The sequence below is a fragment of the Streptomyces sp. NPDC048424 genome (assembly GCF_040651555.1).
GTDB lineage: Bacteria > Actinomycetota > Actinomycetes > Streptomycetales > Streptomycetaceae > Streptomyces.
In genome coordinates, this window is the sequence record NZ_JBEZKE010000006.1 from 24,683 (window position 1) to 46,712 (window position 22,030).

The window sequence follows — 22,030 nt, forward strand, 5'->3', positions numbered from 1 at the left end:
ATGAGTCGCCACCGACCCGGCATCCGGCATCAGGCAGCCGGCACGGAGTTCCGCTCGGGCCGTCGACGCGTCAGGACCTGCTGTCAGACAGGCAGGTGATCGCGATCGGCCCGCCGGCGCACAGCACGTACGCATCAGACGACCTGGCATGCGGCGACGCGTGTCGCAGACGAATTGGGAGACGAGAATGGGACGAGCAGTCGCACCACGACTTTCCGCGGCGCTGGCCACCGCGGCCCTGGTGGCAGCGGGTGGCGCGGTGCTGTTGATGCCCGAGGCATCGGCGGCGACCGGCAGTGCCACCGGGTACGCGACCCAGAACGGCGGGACCACCGGAGGCGCGGGCGGACAGACCGTACGGGCCACCACCGGGACGGCGATCCACGCGGCCCTGTGCGCCCGCCCCAGCACCAGCACACCCCTCGTCATCGAGGTCGAGGGAACCATCAACCACGGCAATACCGCGAAGGTGTCGGGCACCGGCTGCAACACCGCGGACGGGGTGATCGAACTCAAGCAGATCAGCAACGTCACGATCGTCGGCGTCGGTGGTGGTGCGCTCTTCGACCAACTCGGCATCCACATACGTGAATCCAGCAACATCATCATCCAGAACGTGACCGTGCGGAACGTCAAGAAGTCGGGCTCGCCCACGTCCAACGGCGGGGACGCCATCGGCATGGAGAGCGACGTCCGCAACGTGTGGGTCGACCACGTCAGCCTGGAGGCGTCGGGCGGGGAGTCGGAAGGCTTTGACGGCCTGTTCGACATGAAGGACAACACCCAGTACGTGACCCTGTCCTACAGCACCCTGCGCAACTCGGGCCGTGGCGGCCTCGTGGGCTCCAGCGAGAGCGACCTCTCGAACGGCTTCATCACGTACCACCACAACCTGTACGAGAACATCGACTCCCGCGCGCCCCTGTTGCGTGGCGGCACGGCCCACATCTACAACAACCACTACGTGAGCCTCAACGAGTCCGGCATCAACTCCCGGGCCGGAGCACGTGCCAAGGTTGACAACAACTACTTCGAGGACTCCAAGGACGTCATCGGCACGTTCTACACGGACGCGGCCGGATACTGGCAGGTCAGCGGCAACATCTTCGACAACGTGACCTGGTCCAGCCCCGGTACCGACAACAACCCGGCCGGCCCGAACCCGCAGTCCAACACGACCGTCGCCATCCCCTACGGGTACAGCCTCGACAACGCAAGCTGCGTACCGGCCGTCGTGAGCCAGACGGCGGGCGCGAACAAGGGCCTGCGGGTGTCGGACGGCAGCTGCTCCCCGCAGACGCCGGCGCCGACCACCTCGCAGCCGGGCACCCCGACGCCCACCACCCCGGCGCCCACCACCCCCGCGCCGACTCCGACCCAGCCCGCCGGAACCAACCTCTCCATCGGCGCCGGCTCCGACGGCTCGAGCAAGGCCGACGGCACGAGTTACGGCAACGTGCGGGACGGTGACCTGAGCACCTTCTGGTCACCGGCCGGCACGGCAGGTTCCGTCTCGATCAAGTGGGGCTCCGCCACCACCGTGTCCCGGATCGCCATCCGGGAGGCGGCGGGCTCGGCGGGCGCCATCGGCACCTGGCGGGTCGTCAACGGCGACACGGGCGCGGTCCTGACGTCCGGCAGCGGGGCGGGTGCCATCACCTTCCCGGCGACCTCGTTGAAGAAGCTCACCTTCGAGATCACCGGCTCGACCGGCACGCCGAAGGTCGCCGAGTTCGAGACCTACGCGTCCTAGGGCGTGTGGTGAAAGTGCTGGTCGCAGCCATTCTTTGAGCTGCGACCAGCACGGTCGCCTCGTAGGAACGGACGGCGAGCCCGTCGTAAGGACTGGCGGTACGCGTTCAGCCAGTCCGCGGGACCGAGAACCACACGCCGAACCACTGCTCGGCACCGCGTTGCATGCCTCAAGAGCGTACCCACGTCCCCACGCCTCCGGCAGGAACATGTAGCTGAGCTCGGCCTCCCCGGCATCAGGACGGACGTGCCCCGGACGCTCCGCGCCCCGCCTGTCGAGCGTGGCAATGCCGATCATCGCCCCGTCGTGCTCGACCACGAACACGCCGGCGGCCAGTGCGTGCGGTGCGAGTTCGCGGGTCGGGGGCCGCCGCAGCCCGTCCCGGTGTGAGGGGAGCCGGCCCGTCATGCCTGCGCGTACGGGCCCTCGGTCGCCATCGTGTTCTGCATCGCCGTCAGCCTGCGGACGAAGAGGATGGCGAGCACGCCGGCAATCATGGTGACCAGGTCCGCGGCGATCCCGAGCAATCCCGCCGAGAGCAGTTCGTCCACGGTGTCGGCCGCCATGTAGATCCGGCTGAAGACGCGGCCCGCGAACGCCGCGAGGACCCAGACCACCCACCAGGACGTCAGCAGCGCGGCAGGCGCCGTGCGGTCGGAACCGTCGGGGCCGCGCTGGGTGCTGGCCCGCCAGGTCTGCCGTGCGATCTGGTAGGGCAGGAACAGGTTCCCCACGGGGACGAACCAGGCGCCGATGGCCCAGCCGCGGCCCAGGGTGAAGGCATCGGGGCGGAAGATGCCACCGTTGCTCCGCACGCGGTGGAACCAGATGATGAAGACGACGACCGTGGGCAGCATCATGAGGAACTGCAGCACTCCGGCCAGCATGGTGAGCGCGGGCGACAGGCCGAGTTCGAGATCGTCGAAGTGGGTGTTCCCCGCGAACCCCTGCAACCACGACTGCTCGTACGCGCCGGCGCCGGCGGAGAAGAGGTGCACCGCGGCCATGGCGCCGAGCAGCCAGGTCAGCGCCGTCGCGAGGCCCTTCGGGGAGCGCAGCTCGCCCTGGGGCACCGGCGCAGCCGCGAGGCCAGGCCCGCCCGGGTAGGCGTATACCTGCTGGGGGACCTGGTACGGGGCCGCGCCGGGCTGCGGGAACGACGGCTGCTGAGACTGCGGAGGCGGCGGTGAGCCGGGCGCGCTGAAGGACATGACGGTGGACCCCCCACGGGAACGGATGACAGGCGGACGGCCCCCGCCCTGCGGGCGGGTGGCCCCGGAGAAGATATGCCGGTCCCGCACCCGGAGTCCAAACAGTTTCTGCTGGTCAGAGCAGAGTCAGGGCGCCGGCCATGGCCAGGCCTCGGCTCCTGCCTGTCGTTGCGGACCACGTACGGGATCTTGAGACCACGAGCAGCCCATGGCAGGCTCATGCCGCATGATCGATGAATTCGCGAAGGACAACCTGCACGGGAGACTACGGCGGGACCGCCAGGCGCTGCTCTGGAAACTCGACGGCTTGTCCGAATACGACGCCCGCCGACCTTTGACGGCGACCGGGACCAACCTCCTCGGCCTGGTCAAACACGTGGCCACCGTCGAGGCCAGGTACTTCGGCGAGGTCTTCGACCGCCCTTCCCCGGAACCGCTGCCCCGGTGGCAGGACTCCGACGGCAGCGATCAGTGGGCGGCCGAGCACGAGACCCGCGATCAGATCGTCGGGTTCTACCGGCGCACGTGGGAACACTCGGACGCGACGATCAACGAGCTTCCCCTCGACGCCCCCGGCCACGTGCCGTGGTGGCCGGAGCCCCACGCCGACACGAACCTGTTCGCCATCATGGTCCATGTCCTCGGCGAGTCCATCCGGCATGCCGGGCACGCCGACATCCTGCGCGAGGGCCTCGACGGCCGGACCGGGTTGCGCGCCGAACACGAGCAGCAGATCGACGAGGAAGCCCGTGCGGCCTACTGCGCGAAGATCGAGCAGGCCGCCAGGTCGGCCGCACCAATCAAGGCTTAGCGGTTGTCTCACGTGACGTGATGTTCGCGCGGCATGACGTGGGTGATGTCCGATACCCAGGGGACCCCGCTCGGGCGTCGGGTGCGCCGTCGCGGGAAGCGCGCGCGTTCCGCGTGACATGCCCGTGAACCTCCGGGCGCGTCCGGATCGATCAGGAATCGAGAAGCGCGGCTCATGGAGGCGCCCCTAGCCTGCTCGTCATGGACATCACCATTCACACGACTTCCCTTCCGCACGACGACCCGGACGCGTCGCTCGCCTTCTACCGCGACGTCCTCGGCTTCGAGGTCCGCGGCGATGTCGGGCAGGGCAGGATGCGCTGGATCACGGTCGGCCCGGCCGGGCAGCCGGGTACGTCGATCCTTCTGGCGCCGCCCGCCGCCGATCCCGGCATCACCGAGGACGAGCGCCGCACGATCACCGAGATGATGGCCAAGGGCACCTACGGCTGGATCCTGCTCGCCACCCCGGACCTCGACGCCACGTTCGAGAAGGTGCAGGCCGGTGACACCGAGGTCGTCCAGGAGCCGACCGAGCAGCCGTACGGCGTCCGCGACTGCGCGTTCCGCGACCCCGCGGGCAACCTGATCCGCATCCAGGAGCTGCGCTGAGCTGTGCGGGCCTGCCCTTCCGGTCGCCCGCCGGGGTCGCGTCCGGGGTGCCTGCCGGGGCGGGGAGCCCGGGCACCCCGGACGCTCGACGACGTCGACGGAAATGGGAAGGGAAGACGAAAGACGAAGGGGAGGGTTCTCATGTGCAAGCCTGAATGGCGGCGTGCGCGCATCCAGGCGCAGCGTCTGGCCGATCTCGCGCGGCTGCGCCGCGTCCGCGACCGGATCGACAGGGAATACGCGCAGCCGCTGAACGTGGAGGCGCTCGCCCGCGATGTGAACATGTCCGCCGGGCACCTGAGTCGGCAGTTCCGGGCAGCCTACGGTGAGTCGCCGTACGCGTACCTGATGACGCGCCGCATCGAGCGGGCGACGGCGATGCTCCGGCGGGGCGACCTCAGCGTCACCGAGGTGTGCTTCGCGGTCGGCTGTGCGTCGCTGGGCACGTTCACCACCCGCTTCACCGAGCTGGTCGCCATGCCGCCCGGAGCCTTCCGGCGTCAGGCGGCGGATGCGGCGGCCGACCATGCCGATGCTGCGGATTCGGCCCGCGACGCGGGGTCGGCGATCAAGGTGGAGGGGATGCCGGCGTGCGTGGCGAAGCAAGTCTCAAGACCGGTCAGGAATCGAGAAGCCCCGGCCGCCGCTCAGCCCCTAGCGTGATGGTCATGGCAACCACCACTTCCACCGCAGCCCACATGTCCCTCGCGTCCGTCACCCTTGAGGTGGCCGACCCCGAGGCCGCCCGCCGCTTCTACAGCGCCTTCGGCGTGGACACGTACATCCATCTGCGTGCGTCCGAAGCGCACTCCACCGGATTCCGCGGCTTCACCCTGGCGCTCACGGTGTCCGGGCCGGCCACCGTCGACGGCTTCGTCGGCGCCGCCGTGGACGCCGGCGCCACGGTGCTGAAGCCCGCCGCGAAGTCGCTGTGGGGCTACGGCGGCGTCGTCCAGGCCCCGGACGGGACGATCTGGAAGATCGCGACCTCGGCGAAGAAGCACACCGGCCCCGCCACCCGCGAGATCGACGAGCTGGTGCTGCTGCTCGGCGTCGAGGACGTCAAGGCCACCAAGCAGTTCTACGTCGCCCGGGGCCTGACCGTCGCCAAGAGCTTCGGCGGCAAGTACGCCGAGTTCGCCCCCGGCACCTCCAGCCCCGTCAAGCTGGCGCTGTACAAGCGCCGCGCCCTGGCCAAGGACCTCGGCGTCCCCGCCGAGGGCTCCGGCTCGCACCGCATCGTCCTCGGCAGCACCGCCGACACCTTCACCGACCCGGACGGGTTCGCCTGGGAGGCTGCCGCGTCGGGCGCCCCCACGCTGTCCTGATTCCCGGCACACATACATCTACCGTTCAAGGAGCAAGGCATGAAAGCACACGTCAGCTCGATCCTCCTCGGTGTCCGGGACATGGACCGGGCCAAGCGGTTCTACACCGAGGGGCTTGGCTGGAAGATCCAGAGCGACTTCGGCATCTCGGTGTTCTTCGCATCGGACGGCGCCTCGCCCGTCGGCTTCTACAGCTGCGAAGGCCTGGCCGACCAGGTGGGCACGGACCAGGAAGGCAGCGGCTTCAGCGGGCTGGTCCTGACCTACGTCGTCCGCAGTGAGGCACGGGTCGAGGAGATCATGGCGGAGGCCCAGAAGGCCGGTGCCACGATCCTCAAGCCCGCAGGTGCGCTGCCGTGGGGCGGGTACGGCGGCACCTTCGCCGACCCGGACGGCTACATCTGGAGTCTCGGCTACAGCGCCCAGGGAACCGACCAGCCCTACGCCGAGTAGCCGCGATCTCTTGCCGGGCGGGCCTGATCCGCGGTGAGCCGGCAGAGCAACAGGAGCAGGAGCAGCAACAGCACAGGCCGCGGGTGTCGCGATCGGCGAGGAGGTCGAGGTCGAGCTGGAGCTCGACACCGAGCCGCGCGTCGTCGTCGAGCCTGCGGACTTCGCCCAGGCCCTGGACGACGACCCGGCCGCCCGCGCCGCCTACGACCACCTTGCGTACAGCCACAAGCGCGAGCACGTGCGCGCCAGAGAGAGCGCGAAGAAGCCCGAGACGCGCCGCCGGCGTATCGAGAAGGCCATCGCCACCCTGCGGGGCTGACTCCCGAAAGCAGGACTGCGGCAGCACTGTCCGTCACTGCTCGCGCTGGTTGGTGAGGGGCTGTTGAGAGGCGGTCGGTGATGTGAACAGTGCCTGGACGGTTTCGGTGGCCAGGTCTCTCAGCCAGGTGTGGGCGCGGTCGTCGTCGTAGCGCTTGTGCCACAGCAGGTACAGGGGGACATCGGGCAACGGGAGTGGCGGCGGCAGCGTGACCAGGCCGAGTTGTTCCCGGGCCGTGCGGGTGACCGCGTCGGGGAGGGTGACCACCAGGTCGGTGTCTAGGGCGAGTTGCAGGGCGAAGGCGGCGGTGGGTCCGGCGGCGATGACGCGTCGTTCGAGGCCGCGTGCGGTCAGGGCGTCGTCGATCTGGTCGCGCAGCCGTCCGCGTCGCGAGACGGTGAGGTGTTCGGCGGCTGCGTAGCGCTCGAGGCTCAGCGGGCCTTCGGTGAGCGGGTGGCCCGGTCGGACGGCGACGATCAGCCGGTCCCTGCCGACGAGGTGGTGGCGGATGTCGGGGAGCGTCGGAGCGCTGGAGCTCGATTCGAGGTCGATCTCACCCCGGCGCAACTCGGCGTCGTCCGTCCCGGGTTCGGCGGACAGGCGCAGCCGCACGCCGGGGGCCTGGTGGTGGACAGCGGTGATCAGGGCGGTGCCGGAAGCTGCGGTCAGGGCGTCGTGCCAGCGCACGGTGAACACCCGGTCCAGGGCCGCCAGGTCGAGTTCCTGCTGCGCGGAGAGAAGTTGGTGGGCCTGCTGCACGAGGGTGTGGACGTGGGCGCGCATCGCCAGCGCGCGGGTGGTGGGGACCATGCTGCGGCCGGTGCGGACCAGGATCTGGTCACCGGTGGCCTTGCGGATGCGGCCCAGGGAGCGGCTCATCGCCGGTGCGGTGACGTGGAGGCGTGCTGCGGCGCCGGCGACGCTGCCCTCTTCCAGCAGGGCGTCCAGGGCGGTGAGCAGGTTCAGATCCAGTTGCATGACGGTAACTCTACAAGTGACAAGCATGCACTTGTTGTTAACGATCGGGCGGCCTACCTTCGAAGTGCGGGGGCCGAGACGACCGCCCCGCTTCGATCGATGGACCGATTCCCCAGGGAGCCCGCCATGAGCACAGCCATGCCTTTCGCCGCCGGTACGACTCTCCTGTCCGACGTGACCGCCGCGGTGAAGGCCGCCGGCGTCACGCTGCGCGACCGCTACACCTCGCACGCCCGGGGGGTGAGCCTGGACGAGGTCGTCGGCGAGATCCACGCCAACGACGACGCGGTACTGGCCGTGCTGCGGGAACCGCTGCTGCGGGCCCGGCAAGGGTCGCAGTGGGCCGAGGACGAGCTGGCCGGCGGCGCGCTCCCGCCCGGGGAGTGGTGGGTCGTCGACCCTGCCGAGGGCAACATCAACCACGTGCACGGCATGGACGACTGGGCCGTCACCGCCACCCTGGTCAGCGACAACCAGCCGGTACTCACCGTCGTCCACCTGCCGCTGACCGGTGACACCTACACCGCCGTCGCCGGCGGCGGTGCCCGCCTCAATGACCGACCCCTGAAGGTGTCCGCCAAGACCGACCTGGGCGCCGCGCTCACCGGCACCGGCCAGGCCAAGCCCGGCGAGGACGAGGGCACCTTCCGGCGGATCGGTGACTCCGTCACCGCCATGCTCATCAACGGCCTGGTCGTGCGCGTGTCCGTGCCCGCCACGATGCAGCTCATCCACGTCGCCGCCGGACGCATGGACGCGTTCTGGCAGTTCTCCGACGTCCGCTCCGGCCTGGTCGCCGGCGCCCTGCTGGTCTCCGAGGCCGGAGGCACCGTCACCGACCTGGCGGGCGAACCCTGGAACACCGGCAGCCGCGACTTCCTGGCCGCCGCCCCCGGCATCCACGGCGCCGCCCTGAAGGTCCTCTCGCCGATCGCCTGACCGGACGTCTCCGCCCCTCCCCACCCCGATACCGCAAGGAGCATCACCGCATGACCAGCATCGGCATCCTGGGCGCCGGCCGCGTCGGAACCAACCTCGCCGGCAAGCTCTCCGCAGCCGGACACCACGTCACCCTCGGCAGCCGGAACCCCGAAGACACCGCGGCCCGCACCGCCGGCCTCGCCCCGCTGATCGCCTTCGCCGACCAGCGCACCACTGCCCGCACCACGGACATCGTGATCAACGCGACGCCCGGCGACAGCTCCCTGGACCGCCTCACCGACCTGCGCGCCGAACTCGCCGGCAAGATCCTCATCGACGTCTCCAACGCCACCCGCGACGCCCCTGACGGCCTGCCCGGCGACCTGTGCTTTCCCGGCAGCAGCCTCGCCGAGGGGCTCCAGGCCGCCCTCCCCGACACCCGTGTGGTCAAGACCCTCAACACCATGCTGTTCATGGTCATGACCGCCCCCGAATCCCTGGCCACCCCACCGACCGCCTTTCTCTCGGGCGACGACGAGACCGCGAAGAAGACCGTCACCGGCCTGCTCGGCGACCTGGGCTGGCAGCCCGAACGGATCGAGGACCTCGGTGACATCACCACGGCCCGCGCCACCGAGGCCATGATCCTGGCCGTGCCCCACGTCCTGCGCCGGCACGGCTTCACACCGTTCGCCGTCTCCCTCGCCCGCTGACCCGCCGCGACAGGGTCGTACTTGGCCGAACAGCGCCTGTGACCGAGGTGCCACGGCCGCCTTGTCACCACCATGCCGCCGTCTCTCCCGAGTGCCGTTTTATACAAGACCGGCCCTGGGGTACGCCCTCAGACTCATGCCGAGTTCCGCCAACCGCGTCTTCTTCTCCTCCGGCCTTTTGCCTCGTGGGCGGCCGGCGGGCGGGCGGTCGGCCGAGTCACTAGACGCACCTCCACGTCAAAGGGGACACAAGCATGCGTAGGACGAGGAATCTTGCAGGAATTGTCGGCGGTATCGCGCTGACCGGCGGTTTGCTGGTCGGGGGCGCGGGGACTGCGAGCGCGGCGGCGTCGGACTGCCCCTCGGGCTACTTCTGCGTCTGGTCCGGATCGAACTACACCGGCCAGAGGCAGCAGGTCGCCGGGACCAACGCCAGCCTGACCCAGTACGCGGTGTTCCAGAACTTCAAGTCCTGGTACAACCATGGCGCCTCCTGTGACTTCAAGGCGTACTCGGGGACCAACTACTCCGGTAGCAGCACCATCGTCGCCAAGGGGGCCAAGGGCTCCGGCAGTCAGAGCTACTACTTCAAGTCCAACAACTGGGTCAACTGCCGCTGACCAGCCCATTCGCAAGGGGCGGCGCTCGCAGGGGCGCGGGGCCATGAAGCCGCATCTCAACAGCACGGGGGAAGGTGCAGGCCGAACAGGCTTCCCGCACGGGCGGTCTCTGGCCCGTGCACGCATGAAGGCAGGGCCTTCTGGCAGCTCCGGGACGCGACGAATCGCTACCGGGCGATGCCGGGAGGCCCTGTTGTCGTTGTTGTGCGCTTGCCGCGCAGCCGTTGTGGCAGGTGGTGGGGCTGTCAGTGCCCGCACCTAGGGTGTCGACATGACCCCGTGCACCGTCGAACAGTCCTGGGCCCGCATCGAGACCTGGCTCGCGCAGCACGCTGCCCTCAGCCACGGGTTGCTCCGGCCCCCGGCCCTCCCGGAGGACATAGCGGCGGCCGAACTCCGTCTCGGAGTGACGTCCCCGCCCGACCTGAAGGACTCGCTGCTGCGCCACGACGGCGTACAGCTCCAGGACGGAACACCGACGCTGGGCTACTACGGACCGCTGTCCGGGGTCGAGGACATCGTTCGGAGCACCGAGTTCCTGCGGGACATCGGCGAGGACTTCGTCGAGGACGAGGACGAGGACGAACTCGATGAGGAGGAGCGCGACCAGTACGCGTACTGGCCCCACGAACGACTGCTGATCACCCTGGGCATCGGCCGGCAGTCCTCCGACGGACTCTTCCTCGTCTCCCGCCCCGGCCCGCACCACGGGCATGTCGGCCGGTACTTCGACGAGGACGGCCCGTCCTTCACCGCGTGGCCGGGACTGCGTCACGTCCTTGCCGATTTCGCCACGGCTCTCGAGAGCGCCACGCCCTTCAACGGGCGGATACCGCTCGCCTTCGAGGGGCGGCTGATCTGGGATGACGGCGCGACGGTCGTCCCTGATCCGCTCTCCCCGTTCGGCCTCGCCGCCGAGGTCACCGAGCCGCTGGTCCCGCCTGTGCCCGAGCCGGTCCTGCCCGCTCCGCAGCCCGACGGGGCGTACGCCGTCATCACGTTCGAAGCTCTGGCCGTGCAGGCACCGCCAGAGCAGCCGGACGTCGTGTTCGTGGCCGGCATTCCGCCCGAGGAACTCCTGGACAGGCTCGGCTGTGTGCCCGCGACCGTTCGGCCGCGCAGCCGGGAGCAGGCGCGGCTGTCGGCCGCCGCACGCTGGGCGGCGTACCGTCCGATGGCCCGGGCCGGGTGGTGCGGTGAGGGGTGGTCGTACGCCACCCAGGAGAGCGGCGAGCCCCAGTTCGGCCGTCCGGAAGTGCTGCGCCGGCTGTCACGCGGGACTCGGGTCGTGAGGCTCTCGAAGCGAGGGCCCGAGGTGCACGTCACGGTCTTCGACGACGGTGTGGAGCGGCCCGAGGCGGCCCGCCGGGTCGACTCACCGCGTGAGGACTACGTGACCGACGCCGACGGGCGGCCGGTCATGGGACCCGGCGGGCAGCAGTGGCAGCGGGTCGGCGTCGATCCCTGGCCCGGCTCGACAGCCGCGTACACCCGGCTGTTGGCCGGCCTGGCGCAGGAGTACGGCATCACATGGGACCCGGAGGGCGACGGCGACGAGCCGCTGGCGAGCGCGCTGCTCCTGCCGGTCCTCGACGACCTGAGGCCGACACGGCACCCGGTCTCCTCGGTACGCGACTTCGACCTCGAACGGCTCGTGGACCGGACGCCGCCGCAGCGGTTGCGCTCCGCGATGGCGGCGCAGCTCGCCCGGCTGGCGTCCGAGACCGGCATCGACACCTACCCGGAGATCGCGCAGGCACTGGAGCGGATCCGCCGGGACGAGCCGGTGGATCTCCCGGCCGACGGCCCCCTCGACCTGCGGATGAGGACCCTCTCGGCGGAGAGCCGGGCGGCACGGGGACTGCTGGACGAGGCCCGACAGCAAGCAGATACCGCACCGGTCACCGCGGCCGACCACACCGCGTGGGCCGTTCGGGATTCCGCGGCCGGGGCCTTGCGCGAGTTCCTGCTGCTGCCCCTGCCGGCCGCTGCCGAGACCATCCTGAGCCAACGCCTGTCCATACGCTGGCGCGACGACCTCGCCGCGGACCTGTCCGACTGAAGCCTGTCCGCACGTACGACCGTGCCTTGAGTGCCGGCCGGCTCACGGGGGCGGGACGGGACCGTAGCCGACCGAGGAGGATGATCCGATTGGTGACGTATGGCCAGCTGACTGGGTGGGCCGGCATCGGCCATGTCACGCGAGCCAGGCGGGAGGTCGTGGCCGGCTGGCGGATCCCCGCCCCCACGAGGGTGCTGCTCGTCGAGGTGGGCATTCCGGTAGCACCACGCCTGATCGAGCGAGTCGTGCTCCAGCACGAGGCCGATCCGACCCTCTTCACGTCCCGGGGACCCCTCTACCGTCTCACCGAGGCCACTGACCCCCATACGCCGGCCGAGCCGTCATCGTTCGGCCTCGAGCCGGATACCGGGGCGGTCTCCTTCGTCCTGCCGGACGGGGACGCATGGTTCGCCAACTCGAGTGTCGGCGTGTGGCTCGAGGCCCTTCACCGTTACGGCAGCCGCGTCACCGCGTCGGAGCTCCTCAACGAGCCGGACGGTCCCGAGGAGTACCTCTGCGAGAGTGCAGCGCACCCTCTGCGCCCCCGGACCGCTGTGGCGCGACGGCGAGAACCCGGCCGTCGTCCTCGAACTGGAGCGCCCGGGCACCGAACTGCCGCTGCGCGACCAGCCCGACCTCGGCCGCACGACCGTCGTCACCCTCGACTAGCCCCCTCCACGGCAGGGCCGAGGCAACCTGAGCTCCCCGATGCCCCTCCTCCCTGACGGAACGGTCAGGCGAGACACGGGGAGTCGGGGACATGAACAGCCGCACGAACAGCCGCGTGACCAGCAGCACCAGCAGGAAACGCCGCACCAGCCAGACCCGCACGATCGGCCGCACCGCGCCCGCGGCAGCCGCCGTCGTTGTCGTATGCGCCGCGGCCCTGGCGCTCGGGGCGGCGGTCGCGCCGTCCTGGGCGAGCGGGTGGGCCTCCTCGGAGCAGGTCGGCCGGGCGGGGGAACTCGTACCGGTGCTGGCCAAGGACGATCCGCAGCACCAGGCGCGCGTTCCCGAGGGGCGCCAGCTGCGCGTGGTCAAGGTGAGCAGCCCGGTCCTGGCCGAGGATTCGGAGGACAACCAGATCGGCTACAACGGCCGGTCCTACCTGGGCTGGGTACGGATCAAGGCCGACGCGCAGCCCGGAGAGTACCCGCTGTCCGTCACCTTCGACTACGTGAACCCGCACGACTCCGGCGACACCGCGGGGAGCCGCCCGTACGTCGCCGGAGGCGGCACGATCACCGTCGCGGCCGGGGGCGGGGAAGGCGAGGACGGGGACGGGGACGGCGGCGTCGCCGACCGCCCCGAGGCCTGGGCCCTGGGCGGCGCCGCGGTGGCCGCGCTCGCGACACATGGATTTCACGTCGCACGGCGCCGACGCCGTACCACCGCCGGACCGGGCCGCCTAGACTGAGACGCGGTTGATCATGTACCCGACGAGTCTGAGGAACGAAACGCATGCGCTACCTCCCCCTGGGCAGTTCAGGTCTGCAGGTCTCCGCCGTCGGCCTCGGCTGTAACAACTTCGGTGGCCGGCTCGACGCCCAGGCCACCCGCGCCGTGGTCGACGCCGCCCTGGACGCGGGCATCACCCTCCTCGACACCGCCGACATCTACGGCAACGCCGGCGGCTCCGAGGTCCACCTCGGGCAGGCCCTCAAGGGCCGCCGCGACCAGGTCGTCCTCGCCACCAAGTTCGGCTACGACGGCGTGGACATGAAGTACGGGCCGGCCGCCGGATCCCGCGGCGGCCGCGCGTACATACGGCGGGCCGTCGAGGAATCCCTGCGCCGCCTCGACACCGACCACATCGACCTCTTCCAGCTGCACAGCCCCGACCCGGCCACCCCGATCGCCGAGACCGTGGCCGCGCTCACCGAGCTCGTCGCCGAGGGCAAGGTCCGCTACATCGGCCACTCCAACCTCTCCGGCTGGCAGCTCGCCGAAGCCGCCCACGTCGCCCGCGAGACCGGAGCGGTCCCCTTCGTGTCGGCGCAGAACGAGTGGTCGCTGCTGGAGCGGTCGGTCGAGCGCGAGCTGGTCCCGGCCGCCCTGCACTACGGTGTCGGCGTGCTCCCGTACTTCCCGCTGGCCAACGGTCTGCTGACCGGCAAGATCCGCCGGGGCGCGCCCGTCCCGGCCGGCTCCCGTCTCGAAGGCCGCGACGCGTACCTCACCGACGAGCGCCTCGACGTGGTCGAAGCGCTGGCCGCGCTCGGCGAGAAGCACGAGCGGACCGTCCTCGAACTCGCCATCGGCTGGCTCTCCGCCCAGCCCGGCTGCGCCTCCGTCATCGCGGGAGCCACCTCCGCCGAGCAGGTGCGTGCCAACGCGGCCGTCGCCGACCGCCCGCTCGACGCGGAGCTGCTCGCCGAGATCGACGCCATCGCCCCGGGCGTCGGCGCGTGACGGGCGGCGGGCGGCGGCCCCTGCGCTGTGCGTTCCTCGACGACTTCCAGGACGTCGGGCGCACGGCGGCGGACTGGTCGCCGCTCGCCGGCCGTGTCGAAACGGTGAGCTTCTCCGACCACACGGACGACGAGGACGTGCTCGCCGGCCGGCTGGCCGACTTCGACATCGTGGTCACCCTGCGCGAACGCGTCCCGTTCCCGGCCTCGCTCCTCGACCGGCTGCCGCGCCTGCGCCTGCTCATCGCGTCCGGCATGCGCAACTCGGTGATCGACTACGCCGCCGCCGCACGCAACGGCGTGACCGTGTGCGGCACCGGCAGCTCCGCCACCCCGCCCGTGGAACTGACCTGGGCCCTGCTGCTGGGCCTGGCCCGCGGCCTGGTGCGGGAGAACACCGCCCTGCGCGACGGCGGCCCCTGGCAGCAGGGCGTCGGCGCGGACCTGCACGGGCAGCGGCTCGGACTGCTCGGCCTCGGCAAGATCGGCAGCCGGGTCGCCCGGGTCGGGCTCGCCTTCGGCATGGACGTGGTGGCCTGGAGCCCGAACCTCACCGAGGAACGGGCCGAAGAGGTGGGGGTCGCGCTCGCGCCGTCCAAGGAGGAGCTGCTGGCGAGCAGCGACTTCGTCTCCGTCCACCTCGCCCTCGGCGAGCGCAGCCGGGGCCTGATCGGCGCCGCCGAGCTCGCACTGATGCGGCCGACGGCCCACCTCGTCAACACCTCGCGCGCGGCGATCGTCGACCAGCACGCGCTCCTCGAAGCCCTGCACGCGGGCCGGATCGCGGGCGCGGGCCTCGACGTCTTCGACATCGAGCCGCTGCCGGCCGGGCACCCCCTGCGGAGCGCACCTCGGCTGCTCGCCACCCCGCACCTGGGGTACGTGACACGGTCCAACTACGCCACGTACTACGGCGATGCGGTCGAGGACATCCGGGCGTTCCTCGACGGCTCACCGGTGCGCGTCCTCGGCTGACAGCCGCCCCCAGTAGCCGACAGCGGTCGCGGGGCGCCGTGGAGACGCCCGCCCCGGGCGTCAGCCGGCCCCGTATCGCCTCGCCGCGAGACGGATCTCCTGTACGGCGCCCGGCTGCTCCAGCAGCATGGTGCCGGCCTCCTGCCCCTGGTGGTGGATGCGCAGCCGGGGGCCGTCGGCGAGCACGCGCAGCTCCGGCCACGGGTGCCGCCACAGCAGGACGGAACGCTCCCACAACTGCATTCCGCGGGTGGTCAGGAGGAGTTGGTACTGCGGCCCCTCGTGCGCCGCGGGCGGTGTGTGCCCGGGGTACGGGGGCCGGACGGTGTAGGTTCCGGTCACCGTCTCCCCGGGCTCCAGGACCGCGTCGCGCACGCCCTGCCGACGGCCGATCCGTGCCCCGGTCCAGGCGGCGAGCCCGGACGTGGGCAGGGCCAGGGCCGCCACCACCCACCAGGGCAGCCCCGCCTCCGTCCCCGAGCTGACGACCGCCGCCACCGCGGCGAGTGCCATCACGGCGCCGCCGGCCAGCCCCGCGCGCCGAAGCCGCCCGTCCCGGCCGCTTCCGTCCGCGCCCGATCCCTCGTTCACGCCCCGCCCCCTCATGTTCCCGGCGCCCCACGCACACCGGGGAACAGCCGTGTCTCGTACGGCCCTAGGAGACGATGTCCTTGCGCGAGAATCCCCGGAAGGCGAGGGCGAACAGCACCAGGGCGTACGATACCGACACCACCGTTCCCTTGATCATCCCGCCCCACTCCAGCTGCGGCTGCAAGGCGTCCGCCCACGCGAACTGCCAGTGCGCGGGCAGGAACTCGCGCCAGGATCCGAGCGCGGTCACGGCGTCCAGCACATTGCCGACGATCGTCAGACCGACCGCCCCGCCCACCGCGCCGAGCGGCGCGTCCGTCCGCGTGGACAGCCAGAACGCCAGCCCCGCCGTCACCAGCTGCGAGACGAAGACGAAGGCCACCGCCAGTGCGAGCCGCGGCACGGTGTCCGCGGCCGCCAGGGCCCCGCCGGCCGGGAGCTTCAGCGGCCCCCACCCGTACGCGGCCGTGCCCGCCGCCAGCGCCACCACCGGCAGCAGCACCATCGCCGCCAGGCTGAAGCCCAGCGCCACCACCAGCTTGCTCCACAGCAGCCGCATCCGTGGCACCGGCGAGGCCAGCAGGTAGCGCAGCGAGGACCAGCTCGCCTCCGATGCCACCGTGTCGCCACAGAACAGTGCCACCGGCACCACCAGCAGGAACCCGGCCGAGACGAACAGACAGGTCGCGGCGAAGTTCGCACCCGAGGCCGTGGCCGTGTCGATCAGGGTGACCCGGCCGTTCCCGCCGTCCCGGCTGCCCGGACCGCCGCCGACCGCGAACGCGATCATCAGGATGAACGGCAGGGCGGCCAGCACCCCGCCCATCACCAGCGTCCGCCGCCGGCGCCACTGCCGCAGCGCCTCCACGCGCAGCGGCAGCGTACGGCTCGCCCGGTAGCCCGGGGCCACCTCCTGTACGGCGCTCACGCCGGACCTCCGATCAGGGTGAGGAACGCGTCCTCCAGTCGCCGGTGCGGTCCCACTCCGGTGACCGGCACCTCCAGCCGTACGAGTTCGGCGATCAGCCCCGCGGCCGTCGTACCGTCGAGCCGCACGAGCAGCCCGTCGTCGCCGGCCACCACGGAACCCACTCCCTCCAGCGCCGCCACCTTCTCGAGGCCCACCGCGTCCACCGGCTCCGCCAGCGTCACCAGCAGCGTGTCCCCGCCGCCGGTGATCTCGGCGACCTCGCCCGCCGCGACCCGCTGTCCGCGGTCCATGACCACCAGGTGCGTACAGGACTGCTCCACCTCGGACAGCAGGTGGCTGGAGACGATGACCGTCCGTCCGCCGGCGGCGTAGCGGATCATCACGTCCCGCATCTCCCGGATCTGTGGCGGGTCCAGACCGTTCGTCGGCTCGTCGAGGATCAGCAGGTCCGGCATGCCGAGCATGGCCTGCGCGATCGCGAGGCGCTGGCGCATGCCCTGCGAGTACGTGCGCACCGCGCGCTCCAGCGCGTCGCCCAGTCCCGCGATCTCCAGCGCCTCCGCCATGTGCGAGTCCTCGGCCGGGCGGCCGGTGGCCTGCCAGTACAGCTCCAGGTTGGCGCGGCCCGTCAGGTGCGGCAGGAATCCCGCGCCCTCCACGAACGCCCCGACCCGCGACAGCACCGGCGCGCCGGCCCGTACCGCGTGCCCGAACACCCGGATCTCCCCGGCGTCCGGCGAGATCAGCCCCATCAGCATGCGCAGGGTGGTGGTCTTGCCGGCGCCGTTGGGCCCGAGGAGCCCCAGCACCTGCCCCTTCTCCACCCGGAACGACAGGTCCCGCACCGCGTACCGGTCCTGCGCCTTCGCGTACCGCTTCGTCAGTCCGGTGATCTCCAGGGGTACGTCGGCCAGTGCGGGGTCCGGCTGCGCCGGGCCGGGCCGCGTCCCCCCGGCCCCCCGGCCGGTCCTGCGGATGCCGAGCAGCCCCGCGGCCAGCGCCGCCGCGCCGAGCGGCAGCCACCAGGTCCAGGCGGGCAGCCCGGCCGCGGCCGTCCGCACCCCCGTCGCGACGGGAACGGCCAGGGGGCCCTCCACCGCGACCGTGTAGGCGGCGGGCGCGGCCGGGGTGGCGTAGCCGAGGTCGGTGGCGGCGACCACCAGCCGCAGCCGGTGCCCGGCCGCGGCGGAGTGGTCGATCGCGGGCAGCGCCAGCCGCACGCTCACACCCTGCTGCGCGTTCTCCACCCGCACCGGGGCGACCAGCTGGTTGGGCAGCACCTGCTGCTGCCCGTCGGGCCCCACGTCGTACACCTTGCCGAAGAGCACGGCCGAACCGTCGGCGGCGCTCGACCTCACGTTCAGGGTTACGGTCGGGGTCCCGGTGATGCGTACGTCCTCGGTCAGCGGAGCCGACTCGAACCGGGCGTTCTGCCCGGGGAAGTCCAGGGAGAACCCGGCCCCGAAGGCGGCGAGCTGCCCGCCGATGCCGGGCAGCGAGGACAGGGCCGGGGGCGCGCCGCCCGCCGGATTGGCGAAGGTCTGCTCGCGTCCCGTCAGGGCGAACTGCCGCGGACCGGAAACCAGCCCGGGGTACGTGTCGCCGCTCGCGCCGCGCAGGGTGACCTCGCCGTCGGTGGAATCGATGCCGCCGGAGCGCGTGACGCGGAACGCCGGACCGGTGTCCGCGCCCTCGTCCCCCTTCAGGTGGCGGTCGAACCAGGAGGCCACCCGGGCCTCGACCCGCTCCGCCTCGCGCACGCCTCCGTCGTGACCGCCGGCCGCCCAGTCGACGGAGACGGGCGCGCCGTTCGCCGCGATGGCCTTGGCCATGGCATCGGCCTGGTCCAGCGGGAAGAGGGAGTCGTCCTGGCCCTGCACGATGAGGGTCGGCACCTTGATCCGGTCGCCGACGGCCGAGGGGCTCCGCCGCTCCAGCAGGGCGCGCGCCTCCGGGTCGGGCTTGCCGGCCACCGCGACGCGTTCGTACATCGCGCACAGCTCGGGCTGGAAGCGTCCGCAGCCGGGAGCGGCCGAGGGGTCCGGCCGCCCGGGACGGGCCTGCTGCATCCCGCCGGACGAGCCGGTGGTGAAGAAGATGCCGGACCACAGCTTCTTGAAGACGCCGTGGGGGAAGAGGGAGTCCGCGAGGTTCCAGTAGGTGATCTGCGGAGCGATGGCGTCCACCCGCCGGTCGTACCCGGCGGCGAGCAGCGAGATCGCCCCGCCGTACGAGGCCCCGGACACGCCGACGCGTGGATCACCGGCCGCGTCGAGCTCCACCTCGGGCCGGGCCGCGAGCCAGTCGATGAGCCGGGTGACGTCCTTGACCTCGTACTCGGGGTCGTTCAGGCCGATCCGGCCCTCGGAACGGCCGAAGCCGCGCGCCGACCAGGTCATGACGGCGTACCCGTCCCGGGCGAGCCGCTCGGCCTGCTCGCGGACGTCGTCCTTGCTGCCGCCGAAGCCGTGCCCGAGGAGAACGGCGGGACGTTTTTCCGCACCGCCGCCCGCGCCCGCAGTGAAATAGGAGGTGTCGATCCCGGCACCGGGCATGGAAAGGACCTGGTCCTCACGGTGCACGGGGGGCGCGTCGCCGGACGCGAACGCGGCCGTCCACGTACCGGCGCCCGCCACGACGGCGAGCGCGGCGGCGCCCGCGAGGAGGCGGTCTCGGCGGCGCCGGGGCATTCGGAGCTTCATATGGGAACCCTAAAGGGCCGGTACCCGGGCGCCGAGCACCCACAGGCGGAACCCCAGACCTTCTCAAGGACCACGCCGGGCCCCGGGCGTACCGCACCTGCGGTACGCGCCGCCGACCTGCGCGGTACGAACGGGGGCGGGAGGATGGCCGCATGCTGCTGGCCGACGTCGCACGCGTGTCCCGGGAGGTCGCCGAGACCTCCGCCCGGTCCCGCAAGACCGCACTGCTCGCGGAGCTCTTCGCAGCCGCGCCGCCCGAGGAAGCCGCTCTGGTCATCTCCTACCTCTCCGGGCGCCTCCCGCAGGGCCGCCCGGGCATCGGCTGGCGCGCCCTCGCCCAGGAGAGCGCACCGGCGCCGGAGCCCACCCTCACCGTCCGCGCCGTCGACGCGGCCGTCTCCGAACTCGCCGCCGTCGCCGGCCCCGGCGCGGGGGCCGAGCGGCGCCGGATCGTCGACACCCTGCTGGCCGCGGCCACCGGCGCCGAGCAGGCGTTCCTGCGGAGCCTGCTGTCCGGCGAGGTACGCCAGGGCGCGCTCGACGCGGTGGCCCTGGAGGGCGTGGCCGCGGCCGCCGGGGTACCGGCCGCCGAACTGCGCCGGGCGGTGATGCTGGACGGTTCGCTGCCCCGGGTGGCGGCCGCGGTGCTCGCCGAAGGGGCGCAGGCCCTGCGCGGTGTCACCCTGCGCGTCGGCCGGCCGGTACTGCCGATGCTGGCGGGCACGGCCAAGTCGGTAGCCGAGGCACTGGCCGCACTCGGCCCGTGCGCGGTGGAGGAGAAGCTCGACGGGATCCGCGTACAGGTCCACCGCGACGGGGACGACGTACGGGTGTACACGCGCTCCCTGGACGAGATCACCGGGCGGCTCCCGGAGGTGGCGGAACTGGCCCGGTCGCTGCCGGGGGAGCGGTTCATCCTCGACGGGGAGGTCATCGGCCGAGCGGCGGACGGCCACCCCGTCCCCTTCCAGGAGATCGCGAGCCGGGTCGGCTCCCGCGTCGACGTCGAGGCCGCACGGCGCACGCTCCCGGTCGTACCCTGCTTCTTCGACCTCCTGGCCGTCGGCGAGGAGGTCCTCCTCGACCTCCCGGTGCGGGAGCGGTACGAGGCCCTGGCCGCCCTCGTGCCCGAGAACGCCCGGGTCCGGCGCCTCGCCGTGGAGGATCCGGGCGCGCAGGCGGCCGAAGCCGAGGAGTTCTGGGCCGAGACCCTGCGCCGCGGCCACGAGGGGGTCGTCGTCAAGGCACTGGACTCGGCCTACGCGGCCGGCCGCCGCGGCAAGCACTGGCTGAAGGTGAAACCGGTGCACACCCTGGACCTGGTGGTCCTCGCCGCCGAATGGGGCCACGGGCGGCGCACCGGACTGCTCTCGAACCTGCACCTCGGAGCGCGGGCCGCCGACGGCACCTACGCCATGCTCGGCAAGACCTTCAAAGGGCTCACGGACGAGATGCTGCGCTGGCAGACCGGGGCGCTGCGCGCGCTCGCCACCTCGGACGACGGCTTCACCGTGCGGGTGCGGCCCGAACTGGTGGTGGAGATCGCCTACGACGGGCTGCAGCGCTCCCCGCGCTACCCGGCCGGGGTGGCGCTGCGGTTCGCGCGGGTGCTGAGGCACCGCCCGGACAAGGACGCGGAGCAGGCCGACACGGTGGAAACGGTGCTGGGGGAGGGGCGCGAGCCCTGACCGGCGACAGGGGACCGAGGGCAGCCGGAGAGGATTTGCCTCAGAGGCAAGTGAGATTGCCAGAAAGGCAAGACTCTGGCTCAATCGGGGCATGAAACCCGGTCCCGCCCCCGGCCCCGAAGACGCGGCCGACGAGCTGCCCGCCGTGGCGCCGCAACTGCGCGAACTGCGCCGCCGCGCCGGACTCACGCTGGAGGCCGCCGCCGCACGCGCGCGGCTCTCGCCCGCCCACCTGTCCCGCCTGGAGACCGGCCGGCGCCAGCCCTCGCTGCCGCTCCTGCTCGGGCTCGCCCGCACCTACGGTACGACGGTCTCCGAGCTGCTCGGCGAGACCCCGGCCGTCGCCGATCCCATCGTACGGGCCGGTGGTCCCGGAGCCCGCGAGGCCGACGGATGGACGTACTGGCAGGCGGGCGGCTCCGGGCGCGGCATGCAGGCCCTGCGCGTGCACGTCCCTCACGGCCGCAGCCAGGGCGAGCTGGTCCGCGTACATCCCGGCGAGGAATGGCTGTACGTCCTGGACGGGCGGCTGCGGCTGCACCTGGGGGACGCCGAGCACCTGCTGGAGCCGGGTGACAGCGCGCACTTCGACTCGCTCACTCCGCACCGGATCGGCGCGGCCTCCTCCGGGGGCGCCGACCTGCTGTTCGTCCACACCCTGCTGCAGAGCAGCCTCGCCGGGCTGTGCCTCGGCGGCACGACCACCACCACGCACCACCGATAGCGGAGGAGCCGTACCCCATGTCCCAAGCCGAGAAGCCCGCGCCCACGACCGTCCGGGCCCGCTTCGAGTCCAAGTTCCCGCGCGGCCTGATCATCCGGCTGATCGCCTACCTGTTCGTCGGCCACCTCTTCGCGTTCTTCGTCTACCTCCTCTTCGTCCTGGGTGGCCAGAACCAGTAACCCGGCGGCGCGGACGAGTTCGGGCCGCGCGGCTCTGGCAACGTGAGGG

General features: G+C 71.9%; 23 protein-coding genes and 2 pseudogenes. 19 read left to right on the forward strand and 6 right to left on the reverse strand.

The window, feature by feature from the left end:
- Nucleotides 1–187 precede the first annotated feature (187 nt).
- A complete protein-coding gene (locus AB0D29_RS10555) occupies nucleotides 188–1,753 on the forward strand; it encodes a polysaccharide lyase family 1 protein (RefSeq protein ID WP_362853153.1) in 1,566 nt (521 codons plus the stop codon).
- A 156-nt stretch (nucleotides 1,754–1,909) separates the two neighbouring features.
- Here the strand turns inward: AB0D29_RS10555 and AB0D29_RS10560 are convergent.
- Together AB0D29_RS10560 and AB0D29_RS10565 are read right to left on the reverse strand one after the other, a co-directional pair.
- Nucleotides 1,910–2,080: pseudogene (locus AB0D29_RS10560) on the reverse strand (GNAT family N-acetyltransferase); the annotation flags it as partial.
- A gap of 77 nt (nucleotides 2,081–2,157) precedes the next feature.
- Nucleotides 2,158–2,964, reverse strand: coding sequence for a DUF4328 domain-containing protein (locus AB0D29_RS10565; RefSeq protein WP_362853154.1), 807 nt, complete (start codon nucleotides 2,962–2,964; stop codon nucleotides 2,158–2,160).
- 226 nt (nucleotides 2,965–3,190) lie between these two features.
- Between AB0D29_RS10565 and AB0D29_RS10570 the strand changes: the two genes are divergently transcribed.
- The 6 genes from AB0D29_RS10570 to AB0D29_RS10595 all read left to right on the forward strand — a co-directional run bounded on the left by AB0D29_RS10570 (nucleotide 3,191) and on the right by AB0D29_RS10595 (nucleotide 6,486).
- Nucleotides 3,191–3,775, forward strand: a complete 585-nt coding sequence (locus AB0D29_RS10570; RefSeq protein ID WP_362853155.1) for a DinB family protein — start codon at nucleotides 3,191–3,193, stop codon at nucleotides 3,773–3,775.
- A gap of 200 nt (nucleotides 3,776–3,975) precedes the next feature.
- Nucleotides 3,976–4,386, forward strand: a complete 411-nt coding sequence (locus AB0D29_RS10575) for a VOC family protein (RefSeq protein ID WP_362853157.1) — start codon at nucleotides 3,976–3,978, stop codon at nucleotides 4,384–4,386.
- A gap of 141 nt (nucleotides 4,387–4,527) precedes the next feature.
- Nucleotides 4,528–5,049, forward strand: a complete 522-nt coding sequence (locus AB0D29_RS10580) for an AraC family transcriptional regulator (RefSeq protein WP_362853159.1) — start codon at nucleotides 4,528–4,530, stop codon at nucleotides 5,047–5,049.
- Nucleotides 5,049–5,714: a glyoxalase gene (locus tag AB0D29_RS10585; protein WP_362853161.1), complete on the forward strand. Its 666-nt coding sequence runs from the start codon at nucleotides 5,049–5,051 to the stop codon at nucleotides 5,712–5,714. The genes AB0D29_RS10580 and AB0D29_RS10585 overlap by 1 nt, the downstream gene beginning before the upstream one ends.
- Before the next feature lie 39 nt (nucleotides 5,715–5,753).
- A complete protein-coding gene (locus AB0D29_RS10590) occupies nucleotides 5,754–6,167 on the forward strand; it encodes a VOC family protein (RefSeq protein WP_362853163.1) in 414 nt (137 codons plus the stop codon).
- Between the two features lie 115 nt (nucleotides 6,168–6,282).
- Nucleotides 6,283–6,486, forward strand: a complete 204-nt coding sequence (locus AB0D29_RS10595; RefSeq protein WP_362853609.1) for a YdeI/OmpD-associated family protein — start codon at nucleotides 6,283–6,285, stop codon at nucleotides 6,484–6,486.
- A 33-nt stretch (nucleotides 6,487–6,519) separates the two neighbouring features.
- On the opposite strand, the gene AB0D29_RS10600 is transcribed toward AB0D29_RS10595, so the two are convergent.
- Nucleotides 6,520–7,464: a LysR family transcriptional regulator gene (locus AB0D29_RS10600; protein ID WP_362853165.1), complete on the reverse strand. Its 945-nt coding sequence runs from the start codon at nucleotides 7,462–7,464 to the stop codon at nucleotides 6,520–6,522.
- 126 nt (nucleotides 7,465–7,590) lie between these two features.
- Between AB0D29_RS10600 and AB0D29_RS10605 the strand changes: the two genes are divergently transcribed.
- The 9 genes and pseudogenes from AB0D29_RS10605 (at nucleotide 7,591) to AB0D29_RS10645 (ending at nucleotide 15,166) form a co-directional block, all read left to right on the forward strand.
- Complete coding sequence (locus AB0D29_RS10605; protein WP_362853167.1) at nucleotides 7,591–8,403, forward strand: inositol monophosphatase; 813 nt, start codon at nucleotides 7,591–7,593, stop codon at nucleotides 8,401–8,403.
- 50 nt (nucleotides 8,404–8,453) lie between these two features.
- Nucleotides 8,454–9,098 (forward strand): NAD(P)-binding domain-containing protein, encoded by a 645-nt coding sequence (locus tag AB0D29_RS10610; protein WP_362853169.1) that lies wholly within the window; start codon nucleotides 8,454–8,456, stop codon nucleotides 9,096–9,098.
- Between the two features lie 254 nt (nucleotides 9,099–9,352).
- The gene (locus AB0D29_RS10615) at nucleotides 9,353–9,718 is read left to right on the forward strand and encodes a peptidase inhibitor family I36 protein (protein ID WP_362853170.1); all 366 of its coding nucleotides are present in this window, start codon (nucleotides 9,353–9,355) and stop codon (nucleotides 9,716–9,718) included.
- Nucleotides 9,719–9,989: 271 nt separating this feature from the next.
- The gene (locus AB0D29_RS10620) at nucleotides 9,990–11,780 is read left to right on the forward strand and encodes an SMI1/KNR4 family protein (RefSeq protein WP_362853172.1); all 1,791 of its coding nucleotides are present in this window, start codon (nucleotides 9,990–9,992) and stop codon (nucleotides 11,778–11,780) included.
- Nucleotides 11,781–11,860: 80 nt separating this feature from the next.
- Nucleotides 11,861–12,244: pseudogene (locus tag AB0D29_RS10625) on the forward strand (SUKH-4 family immunity protein); the annotation flags it as partial.
- A gap of 58 nt (nucleotides 12,245–12,302) precedes the next feature.
- Complete coding sequence (locus tag AB0D29_RS10630) at nucleotides 12,303–12,449, forward strand: hypothetical protein (RefSeq protein WP_362853624.1); 147 nt, start codon at nucleotides 12,303–12,305, stop codon at nucleotides 12,447–12,449.
- A 91-nt stretch (nucleotides 12,450–12,540) separates the two neighbouring features.
- Entirely contained in the window at nucleotides 12,541–13,197 is a 657-nt protein-coding gene (locus tag AB0D29_RS10635) for a hypothetical protein (RefSeq protein WP_362853174.1), read from the forward strand.
- A 44-nt stretch (nucleotides 13,198–13,241) separates the two neighbouring features.
- Entirely contained in the window at nucleotides 13,242–14,192 is a 951-nt protein-coding gene (locus tag AB0D29_RS10640) for an aldo/keto reductase (protein WP_362853176.1), read from the forward strand.
- On the forward strand, nucleotides 14,189–15,166 hold the full coding sequence (locus tag AB0D29_RS10645) for a D-2-hydroxyacid dehydrogenase family protein (protein WP_362853178.1): 978 nt from the start codon (nucleotides 14,189–14,191) through the stop codon (nucleotides 15,164–15,166). Before AB0D29_RS10640 ends, AB0D29_RS10645 begins: the two co-directional genes overlap by 4 nt.
- 60 nt (nucleotides 15,167–15,226) lie before the next feature.
- Here AB0D29_RS10645 and AB0D29_RS10650 read toward each other — a convergent pair whose 3' ends face one another.
- The 3 genes from AB0D29_RS10650 to AB0D29_RS10660 form a co-directional block, all read right to left on the reverse strand.
- Nucleotides 15,227–15,757: a hypothetical protein gene (locus AB0D29_RS10650; RefSeq protein ID WP_362853180.1), complete on the reverse strand. Its 531-nt coding sequence runs from the start codon at nucleotides 15,755–15,757 to the stop codon at nucleotides 15,227–15,229.
- 64 nt (nucleotides 15,758–15,821) lie between these two features.
- Nucleotides 15,822–16,685: an ABC transporter permease gene (locus tag AB0D29_RS10655; protein ID WP_362809315.1), complete on the reverse strand. Its 864-nt coding sequence runs from the start codon at nucleotides 16,683–16,685 to the stop codon at nucleotides 15,822–15,824.
- On the reverse strand, nucleotides 16,682–19,390 hold the full coding sequence (locus AB0D29_RS10660; protein WP_362853182.1) for an alpha/beta fold hydrolase: 2,709 nt from the start codon (nucleotides 19,388–19,390) through the stop codon (nucleotides 16,682–16,684). Before AB0D29_RS10660 ends, AB0D29_RS10655 begins: the two co-directional genes overlap by 4 nt.
- A 152-nt stretch (nucleotides 19,391–19,542) precedes the next feature.
- On the opposite strand from AB0D29_RS10660, the gene AB0D29_RS10665 reads away from it, so the two are divergent.
- The 3 genes from AB0D29_RS10665 (at nucleotide 19,543) to AB0D29_RS10675 (ending at nucleotide 21,981) form a co-directional block, all read left to right on the forward strand.
- The gene (locus AB0D29_RS10665) at nucleotides 19,543–21,078 is read left to right on the forward strand and encodes an ATP-dependent DNA ligase (protein ID WP_362853184.1); all 1,536 of its coding nucleotides are present in this window, start codon (nucleotides 19,543–19,545) and stop codon (nucleotides 21,076–21,078) included.
- A gap of 91 nt (nucleotides 21,079–21,169) precedes the next feature.
- Entirely contained in the window at nucleotides 21,170–21,802 is a 633-nt protein-coding gene (locus tag AB0D29_RS10670) for an XRE family transcriptional regulator (protein ID WP_362853186.1), read from the forward strand.
- Between the two features lie 17 nt (nucleotides 21,803–21,819).
- The gene (locus AB0D29_RS10675; RefSeq protein ID WP_362853188.1) at nucleotides 21,820–21,981 is read left to right on the forward strand and encodes a DUF6126 family protein; all 162 of its coding nucleotides are present in this window, start codon (nucleotides 21,820–21,822) and stop codon (nucleotides 21,979–21,981) included.
- Nucleotides 21,982–22,030: the final 49 nt, after the last annotated feature.